We start from the raw sequence: 25682 nt of genomic DNA, 5'->3' as shown, positions 1-25682 counted from the left end.
TACTATTCTAACTAACCAATTTTATGACCAGGATTTATTCATTTTTACTGTTTTTTCTTTTTTGTTTTGCCGCAAACGCCCAGAACGATATTATTGTTAAAGGGACTGTGGTTGACATTAATACACAACTTCCTCTTGAACTTGCTACTGTTTATTTTACGACTGTAAAAGATTCCACTATAATAGAATACGCTACAACGGATAAAAATGGGGTTTTTAGGATAAACACCAAAAAATACGACAAACCTGTTTTGCTAAAAATAAATTATGTGGGGTACCAACCTTTTATTGAAGAACAAAAGGGACTTTTAGAAAGCAAGGATTTCGGAAAATTATATGTGCTTGAAAATGTAAACGCATTAGATAATGTCGTGATAAAAAGTGCAGCTCCACCCATTACAATGAAAAAAGATACATTGGAATTTAATGCTGCTTCATACAAAGTACGCCCAGATTCTAATGTGGAGACTTTATTAAAACAATTACCCGGTGTTGATGTTGATAATGACGGGAAAGTGACCGTAAATGGACGGGAAGTAACACAGTTTTTAGTAAACGGAAAGACATTTTTTGATAAAGATGGTGCTTTACTTTTGAAAAATTTACCTGCTGAAATTATAAAAAAAATTCAGGTTTCGGATTTTAAATCTAAAAAAGAGGAGTTGGCTAAACAAGAATCTACTTCAGATTATTCTTCAATTAACCTGACTATTGATGAGAAGAAAAATAAAGGGTATTTCGGAAAAATATTAGGAGGCTACGGTTCTGATGATCGGTACGAAAGTAGTCTGATTATGAACTTTTTTAATAATAAACGGAAGATAAGTGTTTTGGGGTCTTCCAATAATATCAATTCAACTGGTTTTGCCCAGGATGAGGTTTTTGATAATATGGGAGGCGGAAGAAATAATAGCAATAGAAATAGTGGTGCTGCGGGCAACGGAAAAGGAATTACGCAATCTAATTTGTTTGGTGTTAATTATACAGATGACTGGAGTGAAAAATTAGCAGCTATGGGAAGCTACAATTTTGCAAATACAATCAATAAAAACGAAAGTAAATCGAATCAGCTTAGTTTTTTGCCAGCAGGAAATATCATCACCGAATCTGATGCAAAAACAAGAAATGAAAATACGGGGAACAAAGCCAATTTTGAGTTAGAATATAAAATAGATCCGACTACCAGACTTGTTGTAGCTCCAAAATTAAATCAGTCACGATCAAATAGTGATTCATCTTCCTCTACTTCTTCAGTAGATGAAAACGGTGATGCTTTGAATGAAAGTACAGCTAAATCTTATAATGAAAGTACCAATACAAGTTTTGCAAACACAATCAATTTTAATAAAGTGTTTAAGAAAAAAAATCGTAATCTAAGTTTTGTTTTTGATAACAATAATTCAAATACGGATTCGGATGGATGGAATCAGTCAGCAACTATTTTTCATCAGGACAATAAATCAGATGATTTGAGAAATCAGAATACCAAAAATAATAGTACTAGTGATTCTTATTCTGCAGATATTGAATATACAGAACCTATTACAGATTCGTTACGTATAAGATTTGGATCTGATTTTGATTGGAAAAATGAAGTAAAAAATCAAAAAACATTTGATTTTGATGCTGCTACACAATCATATTCTGATTTGAATGAATCATTAACTACCTATACAACTTCGAGACAAAATTCGGTTAGTCCGAAGGTGGGAGTTACTTTGCAAAAAAATAAATTTACCTTAAATCTGGATTCTAAAACCTCTATTGTTGGTTTTGATAACTATTCATTGTACTTAGGAAAAGAAACGGAGTTGAATAAGAAATATGCTTTGCCTTTCGCAACGGCGCAGTTTAGATATAAGTTCAGCCGATCAAAAAACCTGACTCTAAAATACGATTTTTCAAGCACTCTGCCATCAGCAAATTATTTAATGCCTATCGCCAATTTAACAAATCCGCTTAATACGCTTATTGGAAACCCAAATCTGGATCCAATTGAAAAAAATACGGTAAACTTCAATTTCAGAAATTTCGATTTCAGAACGCGTTCAGGTTATAGTTTTATGGCAAAAGGAGATTATTATAGCAATGATATTTATGCAACATCTTTTTATGATGATAATGGTAAAAGAACAACATCTTACATCAATATATCAGGAACTTATACCGTTTCTGTTGGTGCCAACTGGAGCCAGTCTATTAAAAGAGATGCTCATGTTTTAAGATACGGTCTGGCACTTAATGGTAGTTATTCATTTGATAAAGGATTTACCAATGCAGTAATGTACAATGCGAAATCTACAGCCTTAAGCCCGAAAGTTTATATGACGTATGAATATGGCGAAGTGCTTACCATTTCACCATCGTATAGTTTGTCTTATAATGAAACAAAATATGAAAATTACAACAGAGACGCAAGTTCAAATGTATTGCATAGAATCAATTTGCAAACGACATCTTACTGGCCGGCAAATTTAATTTTTGGAAATGATTTTAGTTATAGTTACAATTCTAATATTTCAGACGATTTCAAAAAGGATTTCTATTTGTGGAATACCAGTTTGTCTTATGGTTTTTTTGATAAAAAACTTTATGCTAAAGTAAAAGTTTACGATATTTTGAATCAAAACCAAAGTGCTACCAGAACGATTTCAGCAACTTCTATTCGCGATGAAGAAAATACAGTTCTAAAAAGATATGTGATGTTTTCTCTGGCTTATAAAATTGGAAATTTTTCTGCTAAAGAAAAAGGACAAAGAAGAAGAGGCGGCGGAGAGCGTCAAGGAGGAGAAGAATAGGTTTTAAACTCCGGAGTAATCCCGAAGCATCGGGACCAAATTCCCAAAATGAAAGTTATTTTTGGTTGAATATTTTTTTCTCAGATAGTTTACTAAATAGTATGCTATTATAGATGTGATTTTTGGGATTTGGCCGATGCTTCAGGGTTAGTTTTGGAATTTTTTAATTTTTTATTTTGCGATCAATTCTGTGGTAAAGTGTAAAACGAATAATATCACGATCATAAAAATCAACACCGCTGGCACGTCGTTGAAAGCTTTTTAAATAACCCACTTCTAAACCAATATTAGGATTGAAATGATAACGTAATGCAGCGTAAAGTCTGTTTTGGTCGAAAGTATTTCGCTTATTATCTTTTCCGAAATTAAGTAGAATTTCATCTGAAATGGTACCTTTCAAACTTCGTTTTTCTTTTTTCCAAAGATCAAAAGTTGATTGTAATCTATATCTGAATCGGAAAGAAAAAGAAAAATCATCAAGCAATTCCGTTTTAGTAGCTTTCTGAATAAAACGTTCTTCTAACTGAAAACGATTATGGAAAGTGATTTTCGCAACATCATTAATCAGCGTTATGTCTTGCTGACCACGATATTCGGGAACCGAAAAGTCAGGATCAATATGCGGATCTTGTGTATTGGTACTAAAAAAAGCAAATCCTCCGCCTAAATCGACAAGTTTAGTAGCGCGATATCTTCCCTGAACTCTTATTACGAAAAGATTTTCATGAACAGGATTCAAAAAACTACGGTTGTCAAATTCAGAGTGAAGTGCCCATTTCTCAGTTAAGGGTAAAATATTATAATAACGAATCCAGGTTAGGGTTTGCTGGTCGATATTTTTCTTCGTTTGAGAAAAACCAATTTGACATATAAGACTAAGAAAGAAAAATATTCTGAGAATTTTCATTTATATAAATTCAGGCTGCGAATATATATAAATCGAAATGCATTTATCGAAGAATAAAATGGGTTTAAAATTCTTTTTTGTGATTATAAAAAAAGCGAGGCAAGTTTAAGAACTTGCCTCGCTTTGTATTTGGAATTCAATTAATTTCTTATAATGAATATTTCAATGTAACTCCGTAAGTTCTTTGATCTCCGATTACACCAGCATATTGTCCTGTATTTCCTCCTGCAGGCAATAATTGTTCGTAGTAATCTTTGTTTAATAAGTTACGTCCCCAGAAGTGAACTGATAACCCCTGAGAAGCACGGAAACCTAAACGAGCATTGAAAATTGCATAACCCGGAACTACTAAATATTTTGAAGCAGAAGGGCTTGATGAGAATTCAGAACGTGCGTACGAATCAAGAGCTAAGAAAATTTTACCGGCATTACCAAAGAATTTGGCATTATCAGAAAGTTCTCCGCCTAAAGATCCTGCCCATCTTGATGCACCAGGTAAATCAGTTCCTGAAACATCTTTATAAGCTACGGCTGCTCCGGTTTCTTCTAACGGAAGTGGTGCATTTGTAAACTTAACATATGTACCTTCAGTATAAGTTGCAGCAGCATTTACAGTCAAATGTTGGCTAAATACAAAACTTGCATCTAATTCTGCACCTCTTACACGAACTTTGTCAGCATTAGCAAGGTAACCACGATTTACACCTAATTCAGCTGCCTGAACGTTAGTTTGGAAATCTTTAATTTCTGTATTGAAGAAAGCCAAATTGAATATTGAATTTCTAAAAGGAGAAGTTTTTACTCCAACTTCATAATGATTTACTTTTTCTGGTCTAATTACTGCAAGATCAAGCAAAGGTAGTCCTTTTGAATCTGTAGGAAGTCCCGCAACGTTTACACCAACTGGTTTGTAACTTTTAGCGTAAGTTGCATAAGCGTTAATTTTGTCAGATGCTTTAAAGGTCAAAGTTAAATTTCCTGAAAAGTCTGTATTATCAGTACTAGAGTCAAATGCCTGATCAGAGTAAACTAGTTTTTTCAAAGCCAGTAATGCAGGATCTGTTGTTTGAAGGCCCCCGTATGTTGTGCGGGCGTAATGAGCGTCTTTTTTATCGAAGTTATATCTTAAACCTGGTAAAATATGTAAACGATCTGTAATAGCCCAATCTAATTGACCAAATACTGCCGCACTTGAAGCTCTGATATTTGCATCAGTTTTGATTCCGTATCCTTCAAAAAGACCTGGTGTTTTCCATAAGTTGCTGGTTGTACTTTGAGCAAATCTCCATTGTGCGTTTCCAGATTCTTCTGTACCATCTGTTTGAGACGTTTGATCGATGAAGAATACACCTGCAACTCCGCTTATTTTTGATGTTAACTGACCAGCATAACGAACCTCTTGTGTGATCTGAGTTTGTCTTGTTGGATTTTGTGATTTAGCTAATACTTGTAATCCTGTAAAATCTCTGTCATTTGATGGATCCCAGTTCCAAAAACGCCAAGCTGTTGTTGAAGTAAGTGTTCCGCCTCCAATTTTGGTGTCAATATTAAGAGAAATACCTCCCATGTCTTGTCCTGAACGCCATGGTGTATCGTGGTCAATTTTGCGGTCAAAAGCATTTAAACTTGGCAATTGATAGTTTAAATCTTTAACAATAGCATCAAACTGACGATAAGCAGCTCTTTGAGTAGGAGCAACTCCTGCTACCACCTGCGCATATCCGTCTGGACGCTGTGTTGTTATATCTGCTGCTAAAATAATATTTGTATTTACTGTTGGCGTCCAAAGTAATTGACCTCTAATTCCCTGATTGTTTAAAGTATTAGTTGGTCTTCCTGTAACTACATTATCAATTAAACCATCACGTTGTGTGCCTGAAAACGAGATACGTCCTGCAACTTTTTTTCCTAATGCACCAGTAACAGACGCTTTTGCCTGCAAGAAAGCATAATTTCCGTAGCTCACTTCAAAATCAGCACCAGTAGTAAAACTTGGTTTACGTGTTGTAATATTAAATGCTCCTGAAGTTGTGTTTTTACCAAATAAAGATCCTTGTGGTCCACGTAATACTTCGATCTGCTCTACATCAATAAAATCTAAAGTTGTAGCAGCCGGACGAGCATAATAAACACCGTCAACATAGAAACCAACACCCGGATCGATTCCGTCGTTTGTTAATCCGAATGGAGAACCAAGACTACGAATATTAATTCCGGTATTTCTTGGGTTTGATGAATAAAGCTGAACTGATGGCACTAATTCTTTAATACGATTCACATTAAATGCTCCGGTTTGTTCTGCCTGTTTTCCTGTGATAACAGAAATTGCAATTGGCACATCCTGAACTTTTTCGATTCGGCGTCTTGAAGAAACCACAACTTCTACAAGTTCATTTTCTTCTTTTAATGTTACTAATAATGGAGTTGCCGGAATAGCGTTAAGTTCTATTTCTGTAGTTTTATAACCAACATATTGAACTAGAATTATTACTGGAAGTTTTCCTTTAGTATCGATCGAGAATTTCCCGCTTGGATCTGTAGTAGTGCTGAAGGTTGTTCCTTTGATAACAACGTTAACCGCTTCTAATGGAGTGTTTTCTGTAGTTGTTACGACACCTTCAATATTTTGTGCGTAAGATGTTGTAAAGGCTAATAGTAAAAAGATACTTGTTAGTGATATTTTATATAGATTTTTCATTTTTATATTAAGTATATGTAATTAGTAGAATTTAAATTAAATTTTTTTTACCAACACATACACATCATAAATGAATTGTTTTTCACAGTTGTGAATTGACTATAATTGTTTTGCAAAAGATTTTTTGTTACACCTGATTTACTGGAATGTACTTTCATGGGTTAAAAATTTGTAAATGATTTGTTAATTATTTTTGGCAAATATATACAAATTCTATTAAACCTATAGGGTTTAGGAAATATTTTTTTATTTCTTTACTAATGAGGCTATTGTAATGCCTTCCATTGCCTTTAGAGTTTTGTCTCTTATAAGAAGTAAACCATGGCGCAGGCTGCATTCCGACTCGGTTTTACAATCGGAGCAGGGTTCGTAAAAGTTTAAAGAAGCACAAGGCAAAAGCGCAATTGCACCGTCAAATAAGCGATGAATTTCGGCCAAAGTAATTTCATTTTTGGATTTTATCAGATAATAACCGCCAAATTTTCCTTGCTTACTACTCACAAAACGTCCTCGTTTTAGATCCAATAAAATTTGTTCTAAAAACTTTTTAGGAATGTTGGCGCCATCAGCAATTTCTATAGTTCTTGAAATGTGATTTTCGTCTTGTTCTGCTAAATAAAGTAAGGCCTTAAGGGCGTATTTTGCTTTATGTGATAACATCTATCTTTAATTATGAATTATAAATTGTGAATTTTAAAACTGTCACTGAATACTGCGACTTGTTTTTACCAGCCTCCGCTAGAACCTCCGCCTGAGAATCCGCCTCCGCCAAATCCTCCACCGAAGCCACCGCCTCCGCCGCCAAAACCACCTCCAGATGATCCTCCGCCGAAACCTCCAAATCCGCCTCCGCTGCTTCTGCCGAGACTACTCAGTAGAATTACATCCATCAGACTAGGGCCGCCGCCGCTGTTGCCAGAGTTTCCTCCACCGCCTCTTTTGTTTCGAGACAGTAAAATTAATACAATTACAACAATTACAATGAATGGTAATATCGGAAAACTTTTTCCTTTGGTTTGTTTTCTTTCGCCTTTAAACTTTCCTTTAAAAACATCAATTATAGCATCCGTTCCTTTGTCAAGTCCATTGTAAAAACTTCCTGCTTTGAACTCTGGAATAATAATATTTCGGATTATAGTTCCGCCCAATCCAGCAGTCAAACGATCTTCAACACCGTAACCAGGATTAATGGCAATTTTTTTCTCATTTTTTGCCAATAAAATTACAACACCATTGTCGTCTTTTGCAGTCCCCCCAATTCCCCAGGTTTGTCCCCATTTTGTCGCTAACTGGCTAACATCTTCTCCCTTTAAACTTTCAATAGTTATAATAACGATCTGAGTTGTGGTAGAATCTGAATAGCGAACTAGCTTTTCTTCCAGTTGTGCTTTTTCAGTAGCACTTAAAATATTGGCGTAATCATAAACCGAAGTCTGTAAACTTGGTTTCTCCGGAATTGTAAATTGTGCAAAAATGCAATTGGTGGTAAAAAAGGCTATTAAGAGAAAGGATAATGTAAAAATTCCTTTTGACTTTGTTATTTTGTTTCTGGAAATTTTCATTATTTATCCTTTTGAGATTTCGTTAGATAATTCATTAGTGTCTTCTTCTGACCACGGAAAATGTTTTTTTAGTTGTTCACCGGCATTCAAAATACCATCAACAATCCCTTGCTTAAAGTTTCCTGCTTTAAATTGTCCTGTCATAGCGTCTTTGGTACAATTCCAAAAATCATCAGCAACAGCATCATTTATGCCTTTATCGCCGCAAATAGCAAAGGTTTTATCTTCAACAGCAAAATAAAATAAAACACCATTTTGCAATTGGGTTTCATCCATTTTTAATTCATGAAAAAGTTCTAAAGCTCTATCAAAAGGAGCTTTAGAACTTGTTTTTTCTATATGTACTCTAATTTCGCCAGAAGTATTTTTTTCAGCCACGCGAATAGCTTCAACTATTAATAGTTCCTCTTCTTTGGATAAAAAATCTTCTACTTGTGACATTGAAATTATTTTAGATATTAGATTTCAGATTGTAGATTTCAGACTAAACTTGATATCTAAAATCGTAATCAAAAAATATTATTTTTTTAGAATTTTACTTCAACTGGTTTGTCAGCACCTTCAACAGCATTAAAATATGCTTTTTCTTTGAATCCAAACATACCAGCAAATAAGCTATTTGGGAATGTTTTGATGTGATTGTTGTAAGGAGCAACAGCCTCATTAAAACGTGTTCTTGCCGTCAAAATTTGATTTTCAGTACTGGCTAATTCGTCTTGCAATTTCAGGAAATTTTCATTGGCTTTCAACGTTGGATACTGCTCAACAGAAACCAATAATCTTGATAAAGAAGAAGATACACCACTTTGTGCTTTGTTGAATTCAGCAAGTTGCTCTGGTGTAATATTAGATGGATCTACAGTTACACTTGTTGCTTTTGCACGAGCTTCGATTACTGCAGTCAAAGTTGATTTTTCGAAATCAGCAGCACCTTTTACAGTATTTACTAAGTTTCCGATAAGGTCATTACGTCTTTGATAAGCGGTTTGAACATCTCCCCAAGATTGCTCAACACTTTGATTTAATGTTACAGCAGTATTGTTAATTCCTTTAACCCAGCTGTAGATTACAAAAATAACAACAGCTCCAATAATCCAAGGCAAAAATCTTTTCATGTGTATTTAATTTAAGTTTATTTCTAGTTTTTGATTTATTATTATAATTCGTTCTTAATTTCGTTTAATTGTGTTTTTATGGTCTCTAATTTACGTATTATTTCGAATTTATCTAATGTTTTCTTTTGTCCTTCTTTTAAATGTGTTTTGGCACCTTCCAGTGTAAAACCTCTTTCTTTAACCAAATGATAAATTAATTGCAGATTGGTAATGTCTTCCGGCGTAAACATTCTGTTGCCTTTGGCATTCTTTTTAGGTTTTAAAATATCAAATTCACTATCCCAAAACCGTATCAATGACGCATTGACATTAAAAGCTTTGGCTACTTCGCCAATGCTGTAATATCTTTTATCCTTTGAAAGCTCAATATGCATGTTTTTTAATTTTCTATTTTATTCCAAAAATAACACTTTTTAAAGTATTAATCTAATGACTGGTTTTCCTGATTCGCCATTTGCGAAATTGCGACATATTCTACAGCCGAAATATTGCCGTAATAAAAGTTCAGCGGATTCACGACTTTTCCGTCTTTATGAACTTCATAATGGCAATGCGGGCCTTCAGATCTTCCAGTACTTCCCACGTAACCAATAACATCACCTCTTTTTACTTTTTGTCCCGGCCTACAGTTGTATTTGCTTAAATGTGCATACAAACTCTCGTAGCCAAAACCATGCCTGATCACAACATGATTTCCAAATCCGGAAGCTGAATTATCAGCTCTTGCTACAACGCCATCGCCAGTTGCATAAACCGGAGAACCGGTGTTGGCGGTGAAATCCATTCCGTTGTGCATTTTTCGCACTTTCGTGAAAGGATCAATTCTGTATCCAAAACCGGAAGCAATACGTTTTAAATTCTCATTCTGAACAGGCTGGATAGCCGGAATTGCCAATAATAAATTTCCTTTTACGCTCGCCAGTTTTAAAATTTCGTCCAATGATTTCGATTGAATCGCCAGTTGTTTCGAAAGTTTGTCAATCCTTTTTGTGGTATTCAAAACTAATTGCGAGTTGTTATAACCTTCTAAATCTTTATATCTTTTAGGATCTCTAAAACCAGCTTTTCTGATAGAATCCGGAATTTCTGCTTTATTAAAATAAACCCTGTAAATATTATTGTCCCTGTCTTCCAAAGCTTCGGTTACAGCATCTATTTCATCCATTTTTTTATTCAAAATAGAGTATTGCAATTTCAAATTTTCAATTTCACGAGCCTGCAAACGATCTTTTGGCGTTTCAAAATAAGGAGTGTTGATTAAAAGAACAAAAACCATGAAGCCAAACAGCGCCGAGGCCAGCAAAAACAGCAACGCATAACCAATTTTTGCCCTTTTTCTGGTTTTTATTTTCGTATAGGCCAGATTTTCTGAGTCGTAATAATATTTTACTTTCGCCATATTTTAAAATACCCTATTTTTGCAGCTTGTAAAATAAGTTAGTCGAACAAATTTAATAAATGTTTCAGTTGTTCGCCTCTTTTTTTCAAGTTTAAAAAAACAATTAGATAATTAGATAATGAATAAAGTAGATGGTTTATTGCTTAGACTTTTAGTTTTTCAGTAAAATTATCTAATCGCCACATTTTCTAATTATCTAATTGGCACATTTTCAAATTGGCACATTAATAAAATATGAAATCACAAGACGTACGTAAACAATTTTTAGACTTTTTTAAAAGCAATGGACACCTTATTGTTCCATCGGCTCCTATCGTTCTTAAAGACGATCCAACACTAATGTTCAATAACTCGGGAATGGCCCAGTTTAAAGAATATTTTTTAGGAAACGGAACTCCAAAAAGTCCAAGAATCGCCGATACGCAAAAATGTCTTCGTGTTTCAGGAAAACATAACGATCTTGAAGATGTAGGTTTTGACACCTATCATCATACTATGTTTGAGATGTTGGGTAACTGGTCTTTTGGAGATTATTTCAAGAAAGAAGCAATCAATTGGGCTTGGCAATTATTGACAGAAGTATATAAAATTCCAAAGGAAAATCTTTATGTTTCTGTTTTTGAAGGAAGCAAGGAAGATAATGTACCTTTTGATCAGGAGGCTTGGGATATCTGGAAAACATTGATCGATGAAGACCGAATTATTCTTGGAAATAAAAAAGATAATTTCTGGGAAATGGGAGATCAGGGACCATGCGGACCTTGTTCTGAGATTCACGTTGATTTACGTTCTGAAGAAGAAAAAGCTCTTGTTTCAGGAAAAAGTTTAGTAAACAATGATCATCCGCAAGTAGTTGAAATCTGGAATAATGTATTCATGGAATTTAACCGTAAAGCTGATGGATCTTTAGAAAAACTTCCTGCACAACACGTTGATACCGGAATGGGATTTGAGCGTTTGTGTATGGCGTTGCAGGGAAAAACATCAAATTATGATACGGATGTTTTTACACCGCTTATCGAAAAAGTAGAGCAAATTACAGGTTTAAAATATACTTCTGATGAAGTAAAAAACATCTCAGACGAACAAAACAAAACAAATATTGCAATTCGTGTTGTGGTGGATCACGTTCGTGCGGTTGCGTTTGCAATTGCTGACGGACAATTGCCATCAAACACTGGAGCTGGTTATGTAATTCGTAGAATTTTGCGTCGTGCTATTCGTTACGGATTTACATTCTTAAATACAAAAGAACCTTTTATCAATAAACTGGTAGAAGTTTTGGCAAATCAAATGGGAGAGTTTTTCCCTGAAATCAAATCACAGCAACAATTGGTTACCAACGTAATTCGTGAAGAAGAAGCTTCTTTCTTAAGAACGTTGGATCAGGGATTACAATTGTTGGAAAATGTTGTAGCAGAAACTACAGGAAAAGAAGTTTCTGGTGCTAAAGTTTTTGAATTGTATGATACATTTGGTTTTCCGAAAGATTTAACAGCTTTGATTCTAAAAGAAAAAGGTTTCTCCTATAATGAAGAAGAATTTGAAGTTGAATTGCAAAAACAAAAAACACGTTCTCGTGCAGCTTCTGAAGTTTCTACAGAAGACTGGAATGTTTTGATTCCTGGAAATGTAGAAACATTTGTTGGTTATGATAAAACAGAAAACGAAGTAAAAATCACCAGAATAAGAAAAGTTGATTCTAAAAAGGATGGTATTTTGTATCAAATTGTTTTAGATAATACACCTTTTTATCCGGAAGGAGGAGGACAGGTAGGTGATAAAGGAACATTGGTTTCTGCAAACGAAACAATTGAAATCGTTGATACCAAGAAAGAAAATAACCTGATTTTGCATTTTGCAAAACAACTTCCTGAAAACGTGGAAGCAGGTTTTGTGGCAAAAGTTAATACTGATTTGAGAACATCAACGTCAAAAAATCACTCAGCTACGCATTTAATGCATTTGGCATTGAGAAGTATTTTAGGAACGCATGTGGAGCAAAAAGGATCATTGGTAAATCCAAATTATCTGCGTTTTGACTTCTCGCATTTCAGCAAAGTTTCTGATGAAGAAATTAAGCAGGTTGAAGCTTCTGTAAATGCTCAGATTGAAGCACAATTACAATTGGTAGAACACAGAAATATTCCGATTAAAGAAGCATTGGATAAAGGTGCGATGGCTTTATTTGGAGAGAAATATGGCGATAATGTTCGTATGATTGAATTTGGTGAAAGCAAAGAACTTTGCGGTGGAATTCACGTAAAAAACACAGCAGAAATCTGGCATTTCAAAATTATTTCGGAAGGTGCAGTTGCAGCTGGAATTCGTCGTATTGAAGCGATTACCGGTGATGCGGTGAAAAACTTCTATCAAAATCAAGAGAATACTTTATCTGAAATAAAAGAAACATTAAAGAATCCACAGGATATTTTAAAATCAGTGGCTTCTTTGCAGGATGATAATGCGAAACTGAAAAAGCAGATTGAGCAATTATTGAAAGAAAAAGTTGGAGCTTTAAAATCAGAATTGGAGAAAGATTTCCAGGAAATTAATGGCGTAAATTTCCTTGCCAAACAAGTTGATTTAAGTATGGCATCGACTAAAGATTTGGCATCAGCTTTAGGAAGTTCAAAAGCAGATTCGTTTGTGTTTTTAGCTTCAATTGAAGATGGATTACCAAATATTCACTGTTATATCGCTAAAGAATTGGTAGCGAGCAAAAGCTTAAACGCAAACGCCGTGATCAAAGAATTAGGAAAATATATTGAAGGAAATGGAGGAGGGCAGCCTTTCTTCGCATCCGGAAAAGGTAAAAATACTGCTGGAATTGCTGAAGCTTTAGCTCATGCGGTTGATTTTGTAAAATAATTATAAATAAAGCTTTTTTAGGTATTAAATTGAAAATCTAAATATGTATAGAAAACTAAAATTCATAATTATTGTCTCAATTGTTTTTACATCATTTAGTTATTCTCAAAGGTATCAAATATATGAGGGGTCATTTGAAAATTTAAACGCCATTAAATCATTTAAAGTAGAGTTCAATTATGAAAACATTCAAGTGAATGGCTTTGAATCAGAAGAAGAATTTTTAAAAGAAAAAATGGAAAAAAGAAAATCTAATCCTGAAAAAGCTGCAAATTTTAAACGGGATTGGTTTTTAAATCGCGATGTATATTATAATCCAGCATTTATAAATTATTTTAATAATTATTTTAAAAAAGAGGAACGTAAAATTGCTAACGATTCTCAGTATTTAATGAAGGTAAATTTAACTTGGATTTATCCAGGTTATGCAATAGAACCAGCTAAATTGTCTGCGAGAATTGATTTTTTCGATACTGTTAATTCGAAAAAACTACTAGTAGTCCATTTTGAAAAAGTTATTGGGATTGAGAAAAAAACAATAGAAATCAATGAGTATGAAAGAGTTATTGGTGCATTTGAAAAACTCGCCAAAAATTTAGCCATTCAATTAAAGTAAAGATTGAGCATAAGATAACTTTGACTCTTCTAAACCTTGCTTAAATAAAAAAACCGACAGATTTTAATCTGTCGGTTTTTTTATTTAAGATTCTATGTCTAAAAAACTTAGCAACTTAGAATCTTAGTATCTTAGCCTATTTTCTTTCTCCAATTTGCTGACGCCACATAGCGTAATACAAACCTTTTTCCAGAATTAAATCTTCGTGTTTTCCTTGCTCGATAATTTTCCCCTGTTCCAATACGAATATTTTATCAGCATGCATTACAGTAGATAAACGATGCGCGATTAAAACTGTAATTCTGTTTTTGTCTGATATATTTCTAATAGTTGCATTAATTTCTTCTTCAGTAATAGAATCCAAAGCAGAAGTTGCTTCATCAAAAATCAATAAATTCGGATTTCTTAGAATAGCTCTGGCGATTGATAAACGTTGTTTTTCTCCACCTGAAACTTTAATTCCACCTTCACCGATAGTGGTGTTTAGACCGTCCTCGGCACGTCTTAATAATTTTTCACAACTTGCTCTTTTTAAGGCATCGTATAAATCATCATCGGTTGCATTTGGTTTTACAAATAATAAATTCTCACGAATAGTTCCTGAAAATAATTGTGCGTCCTGCGTTACAAAACCTAATTGTTTTCTTAAATCTAATAAGTCAATTTCGGTTGAATCAATTTCGTTATAGAGAACCTGACCTTCAGCGGGCGTATATAATCCTACCAATAATTTCACTAAAGTCGTTTTTCCTGAACCCGACGGCCCAACAAAAGCAATGGTTTCTCCTTGTTTGATTTCAAAATTAATATTTTCAACCGCTTTGAATTTAGCCGTTTTATGTTTGAAACTTACATTAGAAAAAAGCAAGGATTGAATTGCTCCAACGTGTTTCGGGTTTTTTGGGCGGAATTCCTTCGGAGCACTTAATAGAGTTTTGAAGTTTTCCATAGAAACTTTGGTTTCATTCAAAGCGATAATGAAATTTCCTAATTCCTGTAAAGGTCCAAAAATGAAAAAGGTAAAAAATACCATAGTTAATAAATCACCCACAATAATTTTATTTCCGAATAAGAAATAATACAATGTAAAAACCACACAGGTTCTTAAAAAGTGAACTGTGGTTCCCTGAATAAAACTCAAACTTCTGATAAAACGGATTTTTTCCAATTCCAATTGCAGAATTTTAAACGTATTTAAATTTAGACGTTTCTCTTCCTGATAGGTTAATCCAAGACTTTTTACAAGCTCAATGTTTCTTAAACTTTCAGTTGTTGAACCCGCCAAAGCATTGGTTTGATTTACGATTTTTTTAGAAACAATTTTAATCTTTTTTCCCAGATACGAACTTACTAAAGCGATAATGGGGGCAGTAACTAAAAAGATAAGCGAAATACGATAATCGATTCGGGCAACGTACAAAATAACGAATATGAATCCGATTACGGTTTGAAAAATTAAAGAGATAGAAAGCGTAATTAATTTCTCTGAATCAGAACGTACTTTGGTTAGTTTACTCAAAGTTTCACCGCTACGTTGGTCTTCAAATTCTGCGTAAGGTAAATCAAGGGATTTTTTAATTCCGTCTGTATACATTTGCGCTCCGGTTCGCTGAATAACGACATTGGTAAAGTAATCCTGAAAATTTTTAGTAATTCTTGAAACCATTGCGGCACCAAGTGAAAGTCCAAGCCAGAATGATAAAGATTTAATAAAACCGATTTCATTTCCAGCATATTTGTGCAATCCAACACCGCAATCCTGCATTAATTTACCGGTAATAATAGAGTCAGATAAACTGAAACAAATGTTTATAGAGGCCATAATCAAAGCAAAAAGCAGCAGCATTTTGTGTTTGATTATATAAGAATATAATAATTTCATATAGAAGGGTTATTAAAAATAGAAGATGCAAAAGTAGGGAATAGTTTGGCTTTGTAGAGATGGTTTTTGTTATTAAAAATGTAATTTTTTTAAAAGGTAAAACCGCCAGCATTTCTCTTTAAGTTTGAATGTTTATTTTTTTATTAAAATATTTAACTTACTTATGCCGCTTACTTTTAATCTATTAAGAAGTATTTAAATTATTATATGTTTTTCAATGCGGAATCCCGTAAGGTTTTGATTCTGGGTTGTATTACGTTTGCAGGAATTAAAAATTTAACCTATATCAAAATGAAAAAAATTTTATGCCTTTTTAGTGCTTTATCAATTGCATTAATGACTTCTTGTTCTAGTGATGATTCTTCAACAGAGGGTGATTCAGCAACATTATTACCAAAAAAAATGATTGAAACAACTGTTGAAGATGGACAGTCAGGTAGTATTACCTATACTATAACTTACGACGGAAATAAGTTGAAAGATATTGCACTTTCTGATGCTTCAAGATCTGTTTATACTTATACAGGAGATCTTATCACTAAAGTTGAGTTGTATAGATCAAGTGTTTTATACTCTACAGATGTTTATGCATATGAAAACGGAAAATTAGTTTCTAAAATTACTACTAAAGCCTTTAGTACTAGTCCTCAGCAAAAATTGACTTTCGTTTATAACGCAAACGGAACAGTGAACGCAAATGAGTCTGAAATAAGCAATAAGGTGGAAACTAAATATGATACAACTACACTTTATACTTTTTCAAATGGGAACATAGTTTCTACTGAATATATAAATGGAGAGAGAGACAAAATCACAAGTACATTTGACGATAAAAAAAATCCTTTTACAAATGTAACCGGAGTAAAACTTTTGTTGGATTTAGATGAAACTTTTGATTTTTATTCTGCAAATAATGAGCTAACTACCACTACGGTAAGTTATGATAGCACTGGAAAAGTTACTCATACAGAAACCTTGACTGCTACTAACAAATACAATGCAAATAATTTTCTTACTGAAATATTTGTTGGAGATGCCAAAAATTCTGAAAAATTTGAATTTACTTATTAATTAGCGTTTAATAATAGAGATAATCCCCAATTGACAATAATAGTTAATTGGGGATTTTTTTGATTTGTAAATGATTTTTAAACTGTATTTTTGATAAAAAACTTCGATGCAATTCAGAACCCAAATCCCGCTATCAAAATCCAATAATCCTATCGATTATAATTCAAAGGTGCTTTCGTTTGGTTCTTGTTTTGCTGAAAATATGGCGGATAAATTCGATTATTTTAAATTTCAGAATGAAACAAATCCGTTTGGAATTATTTTTAATCCGGTTTCTATTGAAAAAGTAATGGAGAGAACGGTTACTGAAAAATGGTTTACAGAAAAAGATGTTTTCTTTCACAACGAACGCTGGCATTCTTTTGAAGTACATTCGGATTTAAGTAATTCAGACAGACAAGAATTACTTGAAACTTTAAATAAAGCCATCTCAGAAACCAACAAACACTTAAAAGAAGCAACGCACATTATTATCACTTATGGAACGTCCTGGACCTACAGAAATCTGGAAAGCGATGAAATAGTGGCCAATTGCCATAAAGTCCCTCAAAAACAATTCTCAAAAGAATTATTGCCGGTTGATGTGATTCAGAAAAGCATCCAAAATACAATCGATTTAATTCAGGCTATAAATCCCAACATAAACTTCATTTTTACTATTTCTCCGGTACGTCACATCAAAGACGGCTTCGCAGAAAATCAATTGAGTAAATCGCACTTATTTGCTGCAGTTCATGAAGTTTTAAAAACTCATAACTCAAAACTCATAACTCAAACCTATTTTCCCTCTTACGAAATAATGATGGATGAACTTCGTGATTATCGTTTTTATGCGGAAGACATGCTGCACCCAAATCAGGTCGCCATTGATTTTATCTGGCATAAATTCAGTGAAAATTATATTTCGGAAGAAAGCATTTCTCTAATGCAGGAAGTAGACGAAATTCAAAAAAGCCTGCGTCACAAAAGCTTCAATCCTGAATCAGAACAACATCAAAAATTCCTTGCTAAACTTCAGCAAAAAATAAAGTCTTTGGGAGAAAGATGGCCCAATATGAAATTTTAAAAACAAATTCTTCGTGCCTTAGCGCCTTCGTGTCAAATTTAAAAAAGTAGGAAAATAATTATTGTCAGTAAAATTCTAGAATATTTGAGCGAAATTGTGTAAATTGTTAAAGTTTAAATTTTTCAATTTTGTAAACTGTATAAATACAGCCTTATAATAACGCAATTTTAATCTAACGTGTTTTATTGACGCATGAATACGAAAACCATTCATTTTCTTAAAAAAACACTTCGTGTACTTCTCTGGTGCGTGGGTTCTATAATTGCACTTTTATTGCTTGTTATTATTTTAATCCAGGTTCCATCAGTGCAGAATTTCGTTAAGGACAAAGCGATTAGTTATCTGCATGATAAGATCAAAACCAAAGTTTCATTAGATCATATTTCTATTAAATTTCCAAAAGATGTAGTCTTGGAAGGTTTCTACTTTGAAGATCAAAAGAAAGATACTTTATTTGCAGGAAAACGTTTAGTAGTTGATGTTGATTTGTTTAAGCTGGTAAGCAGCGAACTTGAAATTAATTCTGTCTCCTTGGAAAATACTACTGCCAACATCTCCAGAAATAAGGATGGTGTTTTCAATTTTGATTATATCATTAAAGCTTTCGAATCGAAAGAACCAAAAGTTGAAGATCCGGACAGCAAGCCTTTTAAAATATCAGTTGTAAAAGTAAATCTCGACAATGTCAAATTCAATTTTAAAGATGATTATTCTAAAAATGATGTTCGGGTAAGACTGACGCATTTTGATACGAAATTCAAAGAATTCGATTTGGATAAAATGAATTTCGATATTCCGAATATTGCGTTAAATGGATTGAAAGTAGTATTGAATCAGGATGTTGTAGAGAAGATTGCTGAAGTTTCAGTAAAAACTGTTGATACGATTTCTAAAAGGAAAGATTTCAGTTTAAAGCTTGGAAAAATCAGTTTGTCAAAAATTGATATTGTCTATGATAATAAAGATTCCAAATTAGATTCGGGAATAAAACTCGGCAATCTGGATTTATCAGTAAATAAAATTGATATGAACAATCAGTTTTTGGATTTTGATACTTTCGAAGTAAAAAACCTTAAAGGGAATTTACGTTTGGGTGCAAAAGACAAACAAATCCAAGCGCCAAGTTTAGATACAACTTCAATCAAACAATCCGGCTGGAAGGTAAAACTGGCCGATGTCAATTTAGAAAATATCGCTTTCAAATTTGATGATATGCAATCGAAACCGCTTTCAAAAGGAATTGATTACAGTCACATGGATTTGGATAAATTCAATTTTAAAGCCGAGAAATTGTATTACGGAAATGACACGATTTCAGGAAATATTAAATCGCTTGCGGTAAATGATAAAAGCGGATTGCAGATTCAGTCTTTAAAGACAAATTTCTTTTACGGTCCCAAAAATGCGTCTTTAGATAATTTGTATTTAAGAACACCGCAAACGCTTCTTCAGAATAAAATAAAAGTTGCGTATCCGTCCCTTGATGCTTTAAAAAAGGACATTGCTAATCTGAGTCTGGATGCGAATTTAAATCAGTCTAAAATTGGTTTTAAAGACATTTTATTATTTGCTCCGGATTTACAGAAAACAAATCCGTTTAAAAGTAATCCAAATGCGATTTTGTATTTGAATACACGCTTAAGTGGAAAAGTAAAAGATTTGACTATTCCCCAATTCGAAATGAGCGGAATCGGAACTACAAAAGTTTCCCTTTCGGGAAAAATCAAAGGTTTGCCAGATGCCCAAAAAGCCTATTACGATTTAGATATTAAGAAACTTTCAAGTACTTCAAAAGATATTTATGGATTTGTGCCTGCGGGAACAATTCCGAAGAATATTCAATTGCCTTCTCAATTGAGTTTGCAGGGAAAATTTAAAGGTTCGGTTCAGAATTTCAAAACCAATCTGGTTTTAAACAGCAGTTTCGGAAATGCAAAAGTAGATGCGTTATTTGATCAGCGCGTTAAAAGAAGAGAGAAATACGATGCGACTGTTTATTTACTAGATTTTGATTTAGGAAGATTGATCAAAAATGATTCGATCGGAAAAATTACGCTCAAAGCGAAAGTAAAAGGCAAAGGTTTAGATCCAAAAACAGCTCAGGCAGATTTTGACGGTTTGGTTCAGAAAGCGGTTTTCAATAAATATACCTATAGAGATTTAGCCTTAAAAGGAAATATCGAAAACGGTTCATTCGCAGTAAAATCTGGAATGAAAGATCCGAATTTGAATTTTGATTTAGTCGCGAGCGGAAACACAAAAGATAAATATCCGGCCATTCAGTTAAAGTTAAACCTGGATATAGCCGATTTAGAAAAACTGCATCTTCACGCCGGACCAATGAAATTGCGTGGAAATATCGACGCCGATATTGCCAATAGCAATCCTGACTTTTTAAACGGAAAAGTATTTCTGTCAAACATTCAGGTTTTACAGGATAAAGAGCCAATTGTTTTAGATTCCATCAGAGTTATTGCCTTTTCAGATGACAGCCGAAATAACATCAAAATCTCTTCTCAATTTTTAAAAGCGGAAGTGGACGGAAAATACAAATTGACCACTTTAGTTTCGGCCATTAAAAAATCATTGTCAAAATATATCGATTTAAAAAATCCGAAAGTAAATGGAGAATCAGATGAACAACGTTTAGCGTTTACTTTGACGGTTGATAACGATCCAATTCTTTTTAAACTGGTTCCAAAACTAACTGGTTTAGAACCTCTTAAAATCGAAGGAAAATACAATAACGTAACCGATTCTTTAGAAATCAAAGGAACTATTCCGAGAATTGTTTATGCCGATAATACCATCGCCGACGGAAAAATAAATATCGAAGCCAAAGAAAATGCATTGGAATATCAGATTTCTGTAGCCACAATTGAGAGCGGTTCTTTAAAAATTCCGTTCACGAGTTTGTCTGGAAAAATTGAAAATAATATCCTGGATTATGCATTGGAAGTAAAAGATGCAAAGGACAAACAACAGTATTTTATTGCCGGTGAATTTAAAGCAGAAGATTCTAAAAACATCTTCAAAATCGATGCAGAAAACTTTGTCCTAAATTATGATAGATGGAATATCGATCCTGAAAATGCAGTCGAATTTGGAGGAAAAAGGCTTTACGTAAATAAATTCTTTTTAGATAATTCAGGAAACGAACTAAAAATCCAATCTCAGGGAACTCAGGATAATGCGCCACTTCAAGTTGATTTCGTAAACTTCAAAATCGAGACCATTATGAATATGGTCAAAAAAGATAAATTGTTAATGCAGGGTTTGATCAATGGAAATGCTGTTGCCGAAAATGTGATGACAAAACCAACTTTTACATCAGACATAAAAATAGATGACTTCGCTTTTAAAGGAGAACCAGTTGGTGATATTGCAGTTAAAGTAGACAATAAAACCAATAATTTATTGAACGCCAATGTCACACTAACCGGAGAAGATAACGACGTAAATCTAACAGGAACATATAGCATTGCCGATGGAAATCTCGACTTTAATCTTGATCTGAATAAACTGAATATTAAAAGTATTCAGGGCTTCAGCATGGATAACATTAAAGAAGGAACCGGATATTTATCAGGCAATTTCAAAATTACAGGAAATGCCAGTGCACCAAAAGTGAATGGAGAATTGAATTTTAATGATGCCGGTTTTAGAGTCACGAAATTCGATTCGTATTTCAAAACGGCCAATGAAAAAATTACGCTTCAAAATGATGTAATTACTTTTGACAGTTTCACTTTACAAGATGAAAATGAAAATAAACTGACAATAAACGGAACTATTAAATCAGCAGATTATACCAATTTTGATTTCGGCTTAACCGTCGTTGCGGATGACTTTAGAGCCATTCATTCTAAAGAAAAAGATAACGATTTGTTTTATGGAGATTTGATTTTAGATACCAAACTGAATATCAAAGGAACACTGGAAAACCCTGTTGTTGGGGGTACTATCAAAATCAAGGACGATACAAAATTTTCGGTTGTTTTGCCACAATCTGATCCATCTATTGCAGACAGAGAAGGAATTGTTGAGTTTGTAGATGAAGATAATCTGTATCTGAAACAAACGGCTGCGATGAAAGAAAAACTGGATCAGTCAGAGTTACTTGGTATGGATGTGAATGTAGCGATCTCAATAGATAAAGAAGCCGATCTTACTTTGGTAATTGATAAAGGAAACGGAGATTATTTGAATCTAAAAGGTGAAGCGGAACTGACAGGAGGAATTGATCCGTCAGGAAAAACAACTTTAACCGGGAAATATGAATTTTCAGATGGTGCGTACGAAATGAATTTCAACATGATCCGAAGAAAATTCAATATTCAGAAAGGAAGTTATATTATCTGGAACGGTGAACCAACGATGGCGAACGTAAATATTACCGCTATTTATAAGGTAGACGCAGCACCAATTGATTTGTTAGGAAATCAGTTGGGAAATGACTCTCAAACCGTTAAAAATACCTATAAACAAAAAATACCGTTTCAGACTTTGTTGAAAATGAATGGCGAATTAATGAAGCCTGAAATCACTTTTGATATTGTCCTGCCAGATGGAAATTATGATGTATCATCTGCGATCGTAGAAACGACACAGCAAAAATTAGAACAATTGCGACAAGAGCCAGCCGAATTAAACAAGCAGGTTTTCGCTCTTTTATTATTGAACAGATTTATTGGTGAAAATCCGTTTGCGAGCGAAGCTGGGGGAACAAGTGCAGAATCATTGGCCAGACAAAGTGTGAGCAAAATTCTGTCTCAACAATTAAATGATTTAGCCGGAGAATTGATCTCCGGAGTTCAATTAGAATTTGATCTGGAATCTACGGATGATTATACTTCAGGAACCAGAGAAGATAGAACTGATTTAAATGTTGGGATTTCTAAAAAGCTTTTGGACGATAGATTAAAAGTGACTGTTGGAAGCAGTTTTGCAGTCGAGGGCCAAGAGCGAGCGAATGAAGAAAGTACCAATATTGCCGGCGACGTGGCATTGGATTATCAATTAACCAAAGACGGTCGTTATATGCTTCGCGCTTATCGAAAAAATGAATATCAGGTTGCGGTTGAAGGTCAGGTTATTGAAACGGGAGTTGCTTTTATTATTACAATGAGTTATAATAAATTTAGAGAGCTTTTCCATAGAAGTTTAGCAGAAAAAGAAATGATTAAAGAAGAAAAACTACGCAAGGAAAAGAAAAAACTTAAAGATAAAGAGAATAAAGAAAAAGGCGAAAATCAATTAGAAGGAGATGAACAAAAAACATAGCAATATAAAAACGGAATATATCAGGTATTTTATTGCGCTGTCCTTATTTTTTGTTTTTGGATGCAGTAATACGAAATACCTGCCAGAAGGCGAATTATTGTACACAGGAGGTTCTGTGACAGTAAAAGATTCTGTTATTAAAAAGAAAGAAAGAAAAGAACTGGAGAAGGAACTGGAAGATTTGTTACGTCCTAAACCTAACAAACAGTTTTTAGGATTACGTCCTAAATTATGGATTTATAATATCGCAGGCGAACCTAAAAAAGAAAAAGGAATCAGATATTGGTTACGTACAAAAGTAGGCGAGCCGCCTGTTCTTTTTGGTAAAGTCGATTTAGATTACAATGCATCCGTTTTGAGAAGTTTTACTGAAAACCGCGGTTATTTTAAAGCACGTGTCAGTGCCGATTCCACAGCTAAGAATAAAAGAGCTACAGCGGAATATACCGTTATACCGAAAAAGCAATATATCATTAAAAGTGTGACTTTTCCGGATGATTCTCTGGCAATGTCAAGAATAATTGGAAGATCAAGCCGAAGAAGTTTATTGAAAGTAGGAAAACCGTATGATTTGGATATCATTAAAGCAGAAAGAGAAAGGATAGATGCAAGGCTGAAAGAACGAGGTTATTTTTATTTTAATCCGGATTACATTTTAGCTCAGGTCGACAGCAGTAAAGGCGATCATGAAGTAAAAATCAAACTGGTAATAAAAGCCGATGCACCGCCAAAAGCACTTACAGCCTATAAAATTAATAAGATCATAGTATATCCAAATTTCGCTATTTCAAAAGATAGCCTGAAATACAAACCGGAAGATGTTGTTCAGTACAAAGATTTTACCATTATCGACACGGCAAATACTTTTAATCCACGGGTTTTTGATCGTACAATTTACTTTAAAAAGGGAGATTTGTACAATCGAAAAGACCACAATTTAACGCTGAATCGTTTTGTGAATCTGGGAACTTTCAGTTTTGTGAAAAATGAATTCAAACCTTCAGACAGTTTGCCGAAGACTTTAGATTCGTATTATTACTTAACGTTGCTTCCGAAGAAATTTATTCGTGTTGAAGTTTTGGGAAAAACCAATTCGGCGAGTTATACTGGTACAGAACTGAATGTCAATTGGAATAATAGAAACTTGTTTAAAGGAGCCGAATTACTTACCGTTTCTGTTTTTGGCGGAGCCGATTTTCAGCTTTCCGGCACTAATAACGGTAAAAATATTTATAAAGTGGGAACAGAAACCAGTTTAACCTGGCCGAGATTTATTGTTCCGTTTTTTCATGTTGAAGGTTCGAGCGAATATGTGCCAAGAACTAAAGCAACAGTGAGGTATGAATATCAAAACAGGACACAATTGTATTCCTTGAATTCATTCAAAGCGTCTTATGGTTATATGTGGAAAGAGAATGTTAGAAAAGAACATCAACTGAATATAATGGATATTACTTATGTAAGTCCAAATAATGTAACACAAGAATATTTGGATGATATTCAACAAGATGAATCGTTGGGAAAAGTAATCGAAAAACAATTGATTTTTGGCCCGACTTATACATACACGTATACCAATACGATGCAGAAACGTAAAAAGAATACATTCTATTTTAGTGGAGAAGCAGATTTGGCTGGAAATATCACGGGACTGGTAACAGGAGCAAATGTTAAAGAGGGCAATCAGAAAAGTGTTTTTGATGTTCCTTTTAGCCAATATGCAAAATTCAGAGGTGACTTTAGGCATTATTTAAAATTAGGAAAGGAAAGTCAATTGGCCAGTAGAATTATTGTGGGAGCAGGTATTCCTTACGGAAATTCAAGTGCGTTGCCAACATCTAAACAGTTTGTAGTTGGTGGAACGAATAGTATTCGAGCTTTTAGAGCAAGATCAATTGGGCCTGGAAGTTATCTTAATATAGAGACAGAAAACAATTATCTGCCAGATCAATCAGGAGATTTAAAATTGGAGTTTAGTACCGAATACAGGGCAAAACTTTTTAGTATTGTAAAAGGCGCTGCATTTATCGATGCGGGAAATATTTGGCTTATGAATAAAGATCCGAATAAGCCAGGAGGTGAAATTTCTAAGGATTTTATGAAAGAAATCGCCGTTGGCGCCGGAGTCGGATTACGTTTTGATGTCTCTTTCTTTATTTTGAGAACTGATTTGGCTTTTCCATTAAGGAAGCCTTATTTGCCTGATGGCGAAAGATGGGTAATTAAAGATATCGATTTTGGAAGCGGCCCATGGAGAAAAGAAAATCTGATTTTGAATATTGCTATTGGATATCCATTTTAAAAAACAATCGCCACGAATTCACGAATTTTTTCTAATACAAGTTGATAAGCTAAGATCAAATTTTACAAATTTTAAATTCGTGAATTCGTGGCCATCTTTTGATTTGCCTTTT

At 33.9% G+C, this 25682-nt stretch carries 16 protein-coding genes; 7 read left to right on the top strand and 9 right to left on the bottom strand.

Features of this window, described 5'->3' with window-relative positions:
- The first annotated feature begins 23 nt into the window (after window positions 1–23).
- The gene (locus tag AC6CH4_RS00540; protein ID WP_498099216.1) at window positions 24–2798 is read left to right on the top strand and encodes an outer membrane beta-barrel protein; all 2775 of its coding nucleotides are present in this window, start codon (window positions 24–26) and stop codon (window positions 2796–2798) included.
- Window positions 2799–2961: 163 nt separating this feature from the next.
- On the opposite strand, the gene AC6CH4_RS00535 is transcribed toward AC6CH4_RS00540, so the two are convergent.
- The 8 genes from AC6CH4_RS00535 to AC6CH4_RS00500 all read right to left on the bottom strand — a co-directional run bounded on the left by AC6CH4_RS00535 (window position 2962) and on the right by AC6CH4_RS00500 (window position 10479).
- Window positions 2962–3705, bottom strand: coding sequence for a DUF2490 domain-containing protein (locus AC6CH4_RS00535; RefSeq protein WP_498099214.1), 744 nt, complete (start codon window positions 3703–3705; stop codon window positions 2962–2964).
- A gap of 148 nt (window positions 3706–3853) precedes the next feature.
- Complete coding sequence (locus AC6CH4_RS00530) at window positions 3854–6403, bottom strand: TonB-dependent receptor (protein ID WP_498099212.1); 2550 nt, start codon at window positions 6401–6403, stop codon at window positions 3854–3856.
- Between the two features lie 246 nt (window positions 6404–6649).
- The gene (locus AC6CH4_RS00525; protein ID WP_056195014.1) at window positions 6650–7063 is read right to left on the bottom strand and encodes an RrF2 family transcriptional regulator; all 414 of its coding nucleotides are present in this window, start codon (window positions 7061–7063) and stop codon (window positions 6650–6652) included.
- Window positions 7064–7128: 65 nt separating this feature from the next.
- Entirely contained in the window at window positions 7129–7965 is an 837-nt protein-coding gene (locus AC6CH4_RS00520) for a TPM domain-containing protein (protein ID WP_498099210.1), read from the bottom strand.
- Between the two features lie 3 nt (window positions 7966–7968).
- Window positions 7969–8406, bottom strand: coding sequence for a TPM domain-containing protein (locus tag AC6CH4_RS00515; RefSeq protein WP_498099208.1), 438 nt, complete (start codon window positions 8404–8406; stop codon window positions 7969–7971).
- An 86-nt stretch (window positions 8407–8492) separates the two neighbouring features.
- On the bottom strand, window positions 8493–9080 hold the full coding sequence (locus AC6CH4_RS00510) for a LemA family protein (RefSeq protein WP_056195021.1): 588 nt from the start codon (window positions 9078–9080) through the stop codon (window positions 8493–8495).
- A 41-nt stretch (window positions 9081–9121) separates the two neighbouring features.
- Entirely contained in the window at window positions 9122–9454 is a 333-nt protein-coding gene (locus AC6CH4_RS00505) for a MerR family transcriptional regulator (protein ID WP_026985753.1), read from the bottom strand.
- Between the two features lie 47 nt (window positions 9455–9501).
- Window positions 9502–10479, bottom strand: a complete 978-nt coding sequence (locus tag AC6CH4_RS00500; RefSeq protein ID WP_498099206.1) for a peptidoglycan DD-metalloendopeptidase family protein — start codon at window positions 10477–10479, stop codon at window positions 9502–9504.
- Window positions 10480–10713: 234 nt separating this feature from the next.
- Between AC6CH4_RS00500 and alaS the strand changes: the two genes are divergently transcribed.
- On the top strand, window positions 10714–13350 hold the full coding sequence (alaS, locus tag AC6CH4_RS00495; RefSeq protein WP_498099204.1) for an alanine--tRNA ligase: 2637 nt from the start codon (window positions 10714–10716) through the stop codon (window positions 13348–13350).
- Window positions 13351–13393: 43 nt separating this feature from the next.
- Window positions 13394–13966 (top strand): hypothetical protein, encoded by a 573-nt coding sequence (locus AC6CH4_RS00490; RefSeq protein WP_498099202.1) that lies wholly within the window; start codon window positions 13394–13396, stop codon window positions 13964–13966.
- 136 nt (window positions 13967–14102) lie between these two features.
- Here the strand turns inward: AC6CH4_RS00490 and AC6CH4_RS00485 are convergent, their stop codons facing one another.
- Entirely contained in the window at window positions 14103–15848 is a 1746-nt protein-coding gene (locus AC6CH4_RS00485) for an ABC transporter ATP-binding protein (RefSeq protein WP_498099200.1), read from the bottom strand.
- A gap of 291 nt (window positions 15849–16139) precedes the next feature.
- Between AC6CH4_RS00485 and AC6CH4_RS00480 the strand changes: the two genes are divergently transcribed.
- The 4 genes from AC6CH4_RS00480 (at window position 16140) to tamL (ending at window position 25570) form a co-directional block, all read left to right on the top strand.
- Window positions 16140–16919, top strand: a complete 780-nt coding sequence (locus AC6CH4_RS00480; RefSeq protein WP_498099198.1) for a hypothetical protein — start codon at window positions 16140–16142, stop codon at window positions 16917–16919.
- Window positions 16920–17025: 106 nt separating this feature from the next.
- Window positions 17026–17985: a GSCFA domain-containing protein gene (locus tag AC6CH4_RS00475; RefSeq protein ID WP_498099196.1), complete on the top strand. Its 960-nt coding sequence runs from the start codon at window positions 17026–17028 to the stop codon at window positions 17983–17985.
- A 192-nt stretch (window positions 17986–18177) separates the two neighbouring features.
- Window positions 18178–23268: a translocation/assembly module TamB domain-containing protein gene (locus AC6CH4_RS00470; RefSeq protein ID WP_498099194.1), complete on the top strand. Its 5091-nt coding sequence runs from the start codon at window positions 18178–18180 to the stop codon at window positions 23266–23268.
- Complete coding sequence (gene tamL, locus AC6CH4_RS00465) at window positions 23252–25570, top strand: translocation and assembly module lipoprotein TamL (RefSeq protein ID WP_498099192.1); 2319 nt, start codon at window positions 23252–23254, stop codon at window positions 25568–25570. Before AC6CH4_RS00470 ends, tamL begins: the two co-directional genes overlap by 17 nt.
- Window positions 25571–25682: the final 112 nt, after the last annotated feature.

The organism is Flavobacterium sp. GQ95, from assembly GCF_059758655.1.
The sequence above is the reverse complement of the archived record's forward strand: the minus strand, read 5'-3'. Positions and strand labels throughout refer to the sequence as shown.

Excerpts from the sequence above, each read along its gene's own strand:
- AC6CH4_RS00480 (WP_498099198.1), top strand. The coding sequence starts at position 16,140 with ATGAAAAAAATTTTATGCCTTTTTAGTGCTTTATCAATTGCATTAATG.
- AC6CH4_RS00540 (WP_498099216.1), top strand. The coding sequence starts at position 24 with ATGACCAGGATTTATTCATTTTTACTGTTTTTTCTTTTTTGTTTTGCC.
- AC6CH4_RS00475 (WP_498099196.1), top strand. The coding sequence starts at position 17,026 with ATGCAATTCAGAACCCAAATCCCGCTATCAAAATCCAATAATCCTATC.
- AC6CH4_RS00535 (WP_498099214.1), bottom strand. The coding sequence starts at position 3,705 with ATGAAAATTCTCAGAATATTTTTCTTTCTTAGTCTTATATGTCAAATT.
- AC6CH4_RS00485 (WP_498099200.1), bottom strand. The coding sequence starts at position 15,848 with ATGAAATTATTATATTCTTATATAATCAAACACAAAATGCTGCTGCTT.
- alaS (WP_498099204.1), top strand. The coding sequence starts at position 10,714 with ATGAAATCACAAGACGTACGTAAACAATTTTTAGACTTTTTTAAAAGC.
- AC6CH4_RS00515 (WP_498099208.1), bottom strand. The coding sequence starts at position 8,406 with ATGTCACAAGTAGAAGATTTTTTATCCAAAGAAGAGGAACTATTAATA.
- AC6CH4_RS00530 (WP_498099212.1), bottom strand. The coding sequence starts at position 6,403 with ATGAAAAATCTATATAAAATATCACTAACAAGTATCTTTTTACTATTA.
- AC6CH4_RS00510 (WP_056195021.1), bottom strand. The coding sequence starts at position 9,080 with ATGAAAAGATTTTTGCCTTGGATTATTGGAGCTGTTGTTATTTTTGTA.
- AC6CH4_RS00520 (WP_498099210.1), bottom strand. The coding sequence starts at position 7,965 with ATGAAAATTTCCAGAAACAAAATAACAAAGTCAAAAGGAATTTTTACA.
- AC6CH4_RS00505 (WP_026985753.1), bottom strand. The coding sequence starts at position 9,454 with ATGCATATTGAGCTTTCAAAGGATAAAAGATATTACAGCATTGGCGAA.
- AC6CH4_RS00470 (WP_498099194.1), top strand. The coding sequence starts at position 18,178 with ATGAATACGAAAACCATTCATTTTCTTAAAAAAACACTTCGTGTACTT.
- AC6CH4_RS00500 (WP_498099206.1), bottom strand. The coding sequence starts at position 10,479 with ATGGCGAAAGTAAAATATTATTACGACTCAGAAAATCTGGCCTATACG.
- AC6CH4_RS00490 (WP_498099202.1), top strand. The coding sequence starts at position 13,394 with ATGTATAGAAAACTAAAATTCATAATTATTGTCTCAATTGTTTTTACA.
- AC6CH4_RS00525 (WP_056195014.1), bottom strand. The coding sequence starts at position 7,063 with ATGTTATCACATAAAGCAAAATACGCCCTTAAGGCCTTACTTTATTTA.
- tamL (WP_498099192.1), top strand. The coding sequence starts at position 23,252 with ATGAACAAAAAACATAGCAATATAAAAACGGAATATATCAGGTATTTT.